Here is a 7937-nt window from a genome sequence, read left to right on the forward strand (position 1 = left end):
GGATGGCGGGATGGCTTCAAGTCGAATCCAGCATTCAGTACCAAGCCGCGCTTGATCGAAATTGCGCTAAGTGCCGGTTCTCTCAGCCTGCGAGCGCCAACCGGGCGGCCGCCGGCGCGAAAGGCCTGATGCTGGTGCTGTCGCTGGTCATGGTGACGAAGCTTGACTGCGGAATCTCGTGCCATGTTCGCCCATCGCGATCGAAAGGCTCGGAGACGATGCAGCGGCCGACCCTGTTGGCGAAGGCAGCGGTGTAGAGCGTCGGGGCCTGGGAGTCGGTGGCGTAGCGGACGGCGTGCAGGGCCTCTCCGTCACTGAAGGCGGCCGTGAGCTTCAGCGACGGATCGATTCTGGCATGGTATGAGGCTTCCAGGACGCGGCTGGTGGCGCGCGAGGCGGCGCCATGCGGGTCTCGGGATAGACCTTCATCGATCATGAGCAGGAAGAAGAGCTCGGAATCGGTGGTGCCCTCGCGCTGATTGAAGACGGCATCAGGGAGTGGATTCTCCAAGGCGCGGCGGATCTTCTCAAACCCGCCGATCTGGCCGTTGTGCATGAACGACCAGCGGCCCGAAACGAAGGGGTGGCAATTCGTGCGGCTTGTGGCGCCGCCCGTCGAGGCGCGTACATGGGCGAGGAACAGTCCGGACTTTATCTGCCGGCCAAGACTCTTCAGGTTGGGATCCGACCAGGCCGGCAGGATGTCGCGATAGAGGCCTGGCTCCGGCCTCTCGCCATACCAGGCCACGCCGAAGCCGTCGGCATTGGTCGGCAATTTCGATTCCTTCGCACCATGGCTCTGAGCGATCAGCGAATGGGAGGGTGCGGCGATGATGTCCTCCAGGAAGATCGCGTCGCCAAGATAGGCGGCCCACCTGCACATTGTCCTGTCATCCTCCGTTCGCGCGTTTGAGCGCGCGAATGAACCCATTCGCCGCTCGTCGGACGCCACCGATGACAGGAGGACGGTTTGGCGTCCTTACGCCGCGCTTATGTTTCGCTGATCCTTTGCCAGAAATGGAAAGCGACCCGGCCGATCCGTCGAACGCCAGCGACCGGAGCGTCAGGCCATTGATCTTCGCGGACTGAGATTTGCTTGGCCGACCAGCGCCAACTGCGCGGCGGCCGGCGCAAACGGCCGGGTATTGGTGCCGTCCCGCGTCATGGTCACGAAACTGGACGGCGGGATCGCCTGCCAGTCGCCGCCGTCGCGGTCGAACGGTTCCGAGACGAGGCAGCGGCCGGGGCGCGTGGCGAAGGCACCGGTATAGAGCGTCGGGGCGTGATCGTCCGTGGCGTAACGCACGGCGTAGAGCGCCTCGCCATCGGAAAACGCTGCAGTCAGCTTCAGGGACGGCTCGATGCCGGCGCGGCGCGAAGCCTCGACGACGCGGCCGGTCGCGCGCGACACGGCACCCTGCGGGTCCGTCGATAGCCCCTGGTCGATCATCAGCAGGAAGAAGAGTTCGGAGTCGGTGGTGCCTTCGCGCTGGTCGAAGACTTCGTCGGTGAGCGAATTCTCCAAGGCGCGGCGGATCTTCTCGAAGCCGCCGATCTGGCCGTTGTGCATGAACGACCAGCGGCCGGAGACGAACGGGTGGCAGTTCATGCGGCTGGTGGCGCCGCCGGTCGAGGCGCGCACGTGGGCGAGGAACAGGCCGGACTTGATCTGCCGGCAGAGACTTTTCAGATTGGGGTCGGACCACGCCGGCAGGATGTCGCGATAGAGGCCGGGTTCCGGCCGGTCGCCATACCAGGCAAGGCCAAAACCGTCGCCATTGGTCGGCGACTTCGCCTCCTGGGCGCAGTGGCTCTGGGCGATCAGTGAGTGGCAGGGCGCGGTGATGATGTCTTCGAGGAAGACCGCTTCACCAAGATAGGCCGCCCACCGGCACATCGCATTCCACCATCTATCAGGCGCGATCCATCAGAGCCGCCGGCTCCTTGGCCGCGTGTGAGCCTCGATTGTGCGTGCGCTCGTAGAGCTCGCGAACGATTCGGCTCGCCGTAGTCTCGAACAGAAACGGCAAGAAAGCGTGAACAAGCGCAGCGCCGGCAGCCATCGACAGGCGGGAACAGAACCAGGCGGCAAAGGCCATGTGGCCGAAATAGGTCTCGCCGACCTTGGCCGGGTGAGACGTGAAGAGCGCCGAAAACCGTGTCGTCATGGTGATCCCTCCTGCCGGGATGAGCCCCGATACTGAGTATCCTGCCACACTGCTTTGGTTCATTGGTCCCAAATTGTCCTTGCTTTTGGCACTTCTATGGGACATTCATCCCAACATGATGATAGAAATCGATGAAATTGATCGAAGATTGCTGGTCGAGTTGCAGCGCGACGGCACGCTTTCCGTCGACCAGCTGTCTGAGCGCGTGGCCTTGTCGCGCAATGCCTGCTGGCGGCGCGTCAAGCGGCTGGAGGAGGACGGCGTCATCACGGGGCGCGTGGCACTGGTCGACGCCGACAAGCTTGGGCTCGGCCTCTCGGTGTTCATCCTGATCCGCACCTCCAACCACGACCCGGATTGGCTGCAAAACTTCCGCGCGGCCGTGATCGGCTTTGCCGAGATCACCGGCGTCTACCGTATGTCCGGCGACCTCGACTATGTGCTGCGGGCCCGCGTCGCCGACGTTAAAGCCTATGACAGGCTCTACCAGCGGCTGATCGCCAAGGTGGCGCTGTCGGACGTCTCCGCTTCCTTCGTGATGGAGGAGATCAAGGAGACGACCGTGGTTCCGGTGGAGCTGCGCTGAAACCGGCGGAACCGCGCTCAAAGAAAGCCGTTGATAGGCCTATCGCCGAGTTGACCGAATCGCCATTCACGCCGATAGGAATGGGCTCATGCGCACCGCTGTCTATCCCTCCTCCGTCATCGGCCCCACCGTCGGTTTCGTCAGGCTTCCGCATGGCGAGGGCTTGCCATTGCCTGCCTATGAAAGCGCGGGCGCTGCCGGCATGGACCTGCGCGCCGCGGTGCCGGAAGACCGGCCGTTGCTCATCCTGCCAGGAAAGCGCGCGCTGGTGCCGACAGGGCTGATCCTGGAAATTCCGGAAGGCATGGAAGGTCAGGTTCGGCCGCGTTCCGGCCTCGCCTTCAAGCACGGCCTGACCGTCCTCAACACGCCTGGCACCGTCGACAGCGACTATCGCGGCGAGGTGAAGGTGCTGCTCGTCAATCTCGGCGACGAGGATTTCGCCGTGACGCGCGGCATGCGGATCGCGCAGATCGTCTTTGCCGCGGTGACGCAGGTCACCAGCGAGGAACGATCGCTCGCCGGCGGGACGACACGCGGCGCCGGCGGTTTCGGGTCTACCGGCACCGCTTGAATGGCAATACCCAAACTCGTCATCTTCGACTGCGACGGGGTTCTGGTCGATACCGAGAACCTTGCCAACCGGCGTTTGGCCGAATGGCTGACTGCCGCCGGTTTCCAAACCACGTTCGAATATTGTCGCAAGAACTTCTCGGGCCGCAGCATGGCTTCGGTGCAGAAAGAGATCGAAGCAGCGACCGACGTCCGGCTCGGCGCCGACTTCGTCGATCGCTGGAACGCCGGCCTGCCGGACCTGTTCGCGCATGGCGTCGAGGCGATCCCTTACGTGCGCGATTTCATCGAAAAGGTGCGGGCCGCCGGCATCGCCTATTGCGTCGCTTCATCGGCGCGGATTTCGAAGATGCATATCACGCTGGGGCAGACCGGGCTGGTGCCGCTGTTCCAGCACGCCATGTTCTCCTCGACCATGGTCGGGCGCGGCAAGCCGTTCCCCGACCTCTTCCTCCACGCGGCCGCGACGATGGGCTTCGCGCCGGCGGACTGCATCGTCATCGAGGACAGCGTCGCAGGCACCCAGGCCGGCATTGCCGCCGGCATGCGCGTGTTCTCCTATCACGCCGATCCTTTCTCCGACCGCGACGGTCTGGCGGCAGCCGGCGGCGTCCTGTTCGACGACATGCGGGAACTTGCCGAACTGGTGCCGATACCCTGATCGGGCCCGCTGCTTATCTCGAAACTCCGTGCTAGCGTGAGCGCTCCGAGGGGCGCTTTCCATGATTTCCACCTTATTCCGTCTCGTGCTTGCGTGCCTGCTGCTGCCATGCCTATGGGCGGCGGCGGACGCCCAGGCCGTCAGCTTTCCGGAGCTGAACGGTCCCGTCCCCGGACACCAGGACGTCACCTATCTCGACCTTGCCAGGATGGTCATTCCCGATCTGAAAGCGAGCGGCGACGGCTTTTACAATGGCAGCGCGCCGATCGAGATGCGCCATATCCTCGGCGGCGACGAGGGCGGCGCGCCGCCCGAGACCATCAGCCTGCCCAACGCCGCCATGCTTGCCATCAAGGCCGCCGGCAAAGACCGGCTGACCATGCTCTTCGACCTCGGCCAGGCGCAGGACAGCGCCGAGGGCTTTGCCGTGCTGGCGCTCTACGATCTCGCGGGCAAGCCGAGGCTGCTGGATGCTGTGAATGTCGGCACCGACCGGAACAGCTATTTTCGCGATCCCGGCAAGCTTGCACTCGGTCCCGGCGACGACGCGCTCATCACCATCAGCATGCATTTCAACTCGAACCAGGGCTATGCCGGCACGATGCTGATCATGGTCCGCAACGACCGCTTTTACCTGATCGACGCGATCTATACGTTCGACGAAAATTACTGCGCCTACCGGCGCACGCAAAACCTGGCCTTCCGGAGCCTTGGTGGCCACAAGCCTTATGCGCCCATCAAGGCCACAGTGACGGACGAGACGGTGCCGAGCAAGGAAAGCTGTGACGAGGCGCCGCCAAAGGCCACCTCTCACGACATTTCCGTCACCTATCATTGGGACAAGGCCAAGTCGGGCTATGTCAAGAATTCCGACGCCTTCGAGAAATTGTCAGCAGAAAACGAGAAACGCTTCTGAACGAAACGCATTCATTTGCCCGGCCCCGGCCTGCGCGATAGATTTCCCCTCACAACCCGATCATGATTGAGGACCCGCCATGGACAAGGGCAAGATTTTTCGCGATCTGCACGCCTCTACCTTCGTCATGCCCAATCCCTGGGATGTCGGCACGACCAAGCTTCTTTCCTCCTTCGGTTTCAAGGCGCTCGCCACGACCAGCGCCGGCTTCGCCTTCTCGCGCGGCCTGCCCGACGGCGCCGTGACCTTCGAGGCCATGATCCACCATTGCCGCGAAGTGACGGCTGCGACCGATCTGCCGGTTTCGGCCGACCTTGAGCGCGGCAAGGGCGATAGCCCCGAGCAGGCCGCCGAAACCATCTTCGCGGCTGAAGCCGCCGGCCTCGCCGGCTGCTCTATCGAGGATCATACGGGCGACCCCGACAATCCGATCTACGATTTCTCGCACGCGGTCGAACGTGTTGCCGCGGCGGTCGAGGCGGCTCGGGCGCTCAAGCACGATTTCGTCTTCACCGCGCGGGCCGAGAACTTCCTGTGGGGCAAGACCGATCTCGACGACACGATCAAACGGCTGCAGGCCTTCGAGCAAGCCGGCGCGGACGTGCTTTACGCGCCCGGCCTGAGCGATATTGAGACGGTGCGGACCGTGTGTTCGGCGGTGACCAAGCCGGTGAATGTCATGGCGCGGCCCGGCTTCACCGTCGCCGACCTTGCCACGGCCGGCGTCAGGCGCGTCTCGCTTGGGCCATGGCTGACGAATTTCGCCTATGGCATGCTGGAAACGGCGGCTCGCGAAATCCAGCAGGACGGGACCTTCGGCTTCACGCGCGCGGCAATGCCGTTCGGCAAGCTGCAGGCGCTGTTCCGCGAGACCAGCGCATGATGCTTAAGGCCGCGCCGCTTCGCGCGCGGAAATCGCCTTGTGCAGATGCACCATCATGGCGGCGGCAAAAAGCGGCGTCAAAAGGTTGAGCAGCGGCACCGCAAGGAAGGCGGCGATGACCAGCCCGGCCAGGAACACCGTGCCGGCATATTTCCGGCGCAGCGCCTTGGCCCCGGCCTCGGGGCGGAAGCGCATGGCGGCGAATTCGAAGAACTCGCGGCCCAGCAGGTAGCCGTTGACGATGAAGAAGGCTGCGATGTTGATGCCCGGCACCAGGAGCAGCAGCAGGGCGACGACGTTGCCGAGGATGACGACGCCGAAGAATTTTATCGCCAGCACCAGCGATTGCAGCGCCGGCAGGGCGCGCCCTGGCGGATCGTTGGGATAGTCGGTGCGCTCGACCACCTCGGCGACATCGTCGAGGAACAGACCGGCGATGATAGCCGTCACCGGCGCGACGAGAAACGCCATCCCGACGGCCAGGACGATGCCGGCGATGATGGCGCTGAGCCAGCCGGCCCAGGAGGGTAACCCCGGAACAAACGTTTGGAGCCATGGCCAGGCCAGCCATTCGAGCAGGCTCTCAATGCCGAACCACAGGGCCACCAGCGCCAACACGGTGAGCCCGAGCGTCTTTACGAAGACGGAGCGGAATTCGGGCGAGAACAGCTGGCTGGCGGCGGCGCGGGCGGCGTCGAGAATCACGGCGTCTTCAACCCCTCATCGAGAAGGACGCTTCCGACATAGGCAGGGTCGCCCCCCGGTGCAACTACCGCGCAAGCCTGGCCTGCCTCGCCGGAATCGTCATGGCCGCGACGCCGACGACGACGAAGGCCATGCCGAGCCAAGCGGTCGGCCCGAGGCTTTCGCCGAGGAAGACGGCGCCGATGCCGACGCCGATCGGCACGCGCAGGTAGGCCTGGGAGGTCGTGCCGACCGAGCCCAGCGTGTGGATGAGCCGGAAGAAGATCGAGAAGGCGAGCGCTGTCGAGAACACCGAGAGCCCGAAGAGGGCCAGGATCGATGCCGTCGATGGCGTCAATGTCCAGGGCCGGTCGAAGACGAGGCTCAACGGTATCAGGATCGCGGCGCCGCAGATCATCGAGCCGGCGGCCGGAACCATGGGATCCAGACCTCTGAAGTTTCGGCCAAAGATGGCGGCGCCCGCATAGCAGATGGTGGCGGCGACGACCGCGAGCTGCGCCCACAGCTGATGGCCGATGCCGCCAAGAGCCTCGGTGCCGACGATAAGGCAGATGCCGGCGATGCCGGCGCCGACGCCGACCAGCTTGCGCAGCGTCACCGGCTCGTGGCGGGTGATCAGCGCCGTCAGCAGGAAGGTGAAGATCGGCGACGTCGCATTGAGGATCGTGGCAAGGCCGGCGTCGATCGAACGTTCGGCGGCGGCGATCAGCGTGAACGGGATGACGCTGTTGAGGCAGGCCTGGAACATGAAGCGGCGCCAGTTGACCACGTCCCGCGGCATGGCAAGGCCGCGCCAGCGGATGAGGCCAAGCAGGATGCCCCCCGCGATCAGCGTGCGCCCGGCGATGAAGGTGACCGGCGGGATCGTCTCGACGCCGATCTTGATGAAGGTGTAGGAGGCACCCCACAACACCGCCAGCAGGCCAAGCAGCGCCAGTTCGGTGGTCATTTCGGTTTTCTCGGACATCTTGTGGTTCGCGCCTTCAGCCTGTTTTTGGTGGTCCGCTTCTAGCTCACATTGCGGCGGAGATGTTTCGATCACGATCCAACCATAGCCGTCGTCGCCACCACCGATATGGTCCAGTTCGGCGCGATGGCTGCCGCAGCAGCAAATCACAACCGATCGGAAGCCTGCGAAGCGGAAACCGGCGCCGATTTTCGGGGTAGGCAAAACGGCTGCGAGCCGCTAGACCCGCGCCCGGCCGGCATGCCAGAAAGCCGGGTGGGTTCTTGGCGGAGATTTTGATGCCGGAATATGACGTGCTTTGCATCGGCAATGCCATTGTCGACATCATCGCGCAGTGCGACGAGGCCTTTCTCGAGACCAACGGCATCATCAAGGGAGCGATGAACCTCATCGACACCCGGCGCGCCGAGCTGCTCTACAGCCGCATGGGGCCGGCGATCGAGGCTTCGGGCGGCAGCGCCGGCAACACGGCCGCGGG

General features: G+C 64.3%; 10 protein-coding genes and 1 pseudogene. 6 read left to right on the forward strand and 5 right to left on the reverse strand.

What is annotated here, in order from left to right; all coding sequences use genetic code 11:
* Positions 1 to 82: 82 nt before the first annotated feature.
* The 3 genes from DH10_RS22200 to DH10_RS22210 all read right to left on the reverse strand — a co-directional run bounded on the left by DH10_RS22200 (position 83) and on the right by DH10_RS22210 (position 2168).
* A complete protein-coding gene (locus DH10_RS22200) occupies positions 83 to 883 on the reverse strand; it encodes a class II glutamine amidotransferase (protein ID WP_192253490.1) in 801 nt (266 codons plus the stop codon).
* Positions 884 to 1063: 180 nt separating this feature from the next.
* Entirely contained in the window at positions 1064 to 1897 is an 834-nt protein-coding gene (locus DH10_RS22205) for a class II glutamine amidotransferase (RefSeq protein ID WP_192253495.1), read from the reverse strand.
* Between the two features lie 16 nt (positions 1898 to 1913).
* Complete coding sequence (locus DH10_RS22210) at positions 1914 to 2168, reverse strand: DUF6356 family protein (RefSeq protein ID WP_192253498.1); 255 nt, start codon at positions 2166 to 2168, stop codon at positions 1914 to 1916.
* Between the two features lie 115 nt (positions 2169 to 2283).
* Between DH10_RS22210 and DH10_RS22215 the strand changes: the two genes are divergently transcribed.
* The 5 genes from DH10_RS22215 (at position 2284) to DH10_RS22235 (ending at position 5787) form a co-directional block, all read left to right on the forward strand.
* Complete coding sequence (locus DH10_RS22215) at positions 2284 to 2754, forward strand: Lrp/AsnC family transcriptional regulator (protein WP_192253501.1); 471 nt, start codon at positions 2284 to 2286, stop codon at positions 2752 to 2754.
* A gap of 88 nt (positions 2755 to 2842) precedes the next feature.
* A complete protein-coding gene (gene dut / locus DH10_RS22220; RefSeq protein WP_192385317.1) occupies positions 2843 to 3328 on the forward strand; it encodes a dUTP diphosphatase in 486 nt (161 codons plus the stop codon).
* The gene (locus tag DH10_RS22225; protein ID WP_192253507.1) at positions 3329 to 3988 is read left to right on the forward strand and encodes an HAD family hydrolase; all 660 of its coding nucleotides are present in this window, start codon (positions 3329 to 3331) and stop codon (positions 3986 to 3988) included.
* A 61-nt stretch (positions 3989 to 4049) separates the two neighbouring features.
* A complete protein-coding gene (locus DH10_RS22230; RefSeq protein WP_192253509.1) occupies positions 4050 to 4904 on the forward strand; it encodes a hypothetical protein in 855 nt (284 codons plus the stop codon).
* Positions 4905 to 4983: 79 nt separating this feature from the next.
* Complete coding sequence (locus DH10_RS22235; protein ID WP_192253512.1) at positions 4984 to 5787, forward strand: isocitrate lyase/PEP mutase family protein; 804 nt, start codon at positions 4984 to 4986, stop codon at positions 5785 to 5787.
* A 3-nt stretch (positions 5788 to 5790) separates the two neighbouring features.
* On the opposite strand, the gene DH10_RS22240 is transcribed toward DH10_RS22235, so the two are convergent.
* Both DH10_RS22240 and DH10_RS22245 read right to left on the reverse strand, forming a co-directional pair.
* Complete coding sequence (locus tag DH10_RS22240) at positions 5791 to 6492, reverse strand: sulfate transporter family protein (RefSeq protein WP_192253514.1); 702 nt, start codon at positions 6490 to 6492, stop codon at positions 5791 to 5793.
* A 64-nt stretch (positions 6493 to 6556) separates the two neighbouring features.
* The gene (locus tag DH10_RS22245; RefSeq protein ID WP_246506330.1) at positions 6557 to 7459 is read right to left on the reverse strand and encodes a DMT family transporter; all 903 of its coding nucleotides are present in this window, start codon (positions 7457 to 7459) and stop codon (positions 6557 to 6559) included.
* Between the two features lie 278 nt (positions 7460 to 7737).
* On the opposite strand from DH10_RS22245, the pseudogene DH10_RS22250 reads away from it, so the two are divergent.
* A pseudogene (locus DH10_RS22250) lies at positions 7738 to 7937 on the forward strand (adenosine kinase); the annotation flags it as partial.

The sequence above is a fragment of the Mesorhizobium silamurunense genome, assembly GCF_014843825.1.
Taxonomy (GTDB): domain Bacteria; phylum Pseudomonadota; class Alphaproteobacteria; order Rhizobiales; family Rhizobiaceae; genus Mesorhizobium; species Mesorhizobium silamurunense.

Excerpts from the sequence above, each read along its gene's own strand:
- DH10_RS22200 (WP_192253490.1), bottom strand. The coding sequence starts at position 883 with ATGTGCAGGTGGGCCGCCTATCTTGGCGACGCGATCTTCCTGGAGGAC.
- DH10_RS22205 (WP_192253495.1), bottom strand. The coding sequence starts at position 1,897 with ATGTGCCGGTGGGCGGCCTATCTTGGTGAAGCGGTCTTCCTCGAAGAC.
- DH10_RS22210 (WP_192253498.1), bottom strand. The coding sequence starts at position 2,168 with ATGACGACACGGTTTTCGGCGCTCTTCACGTCTCACCCGGCCAAGGTC.
- DH10_RS22215 (WP_192253501.1), top strand. The coding sequence starts at position 2,284 with ATGATGATAGAAATCGATGAAATTGATCGAAGATTGCTGGTCGAGTTG.
- dut (WP_192385317.1), top strand. The coding sequence starts at position 2,843 with ATGCGCACCGCTGTCTATCCCTCCTCCGTCATCGGCCCCACCGTCGGT.
- DH10_RS22225 (WP_192253507.1), top strand. The coding sequence starts at position 3,329 with ATGGCAATACCCAAACTCGTCATCTTCGACTGCGACGGGGTTCTGGTC.
- DH10_RS22230 (WP_192253509.1), top strand. The coding sequence starts at position 4,050 with ATGATTTCCACCTTATTCCGTCTCGTGCTTGCGTGCCTGCTGCTGCCA.
- DH10_RS22235 (WP_192253512.1), top strand. The coding sequence starts at position 4,984 with ATGGACAAGGGCAAGATTTTTCGCGATCTGCACGCCTCTACCTTCGTC.
- DH10_RS22245 (WP_246506330.1), bottom strand. The coding sequence starts at position 7,459 with ATGTCCGAGAAAACCGAAATGACCACCGAACTGGCGCTGCTTGGCCTG.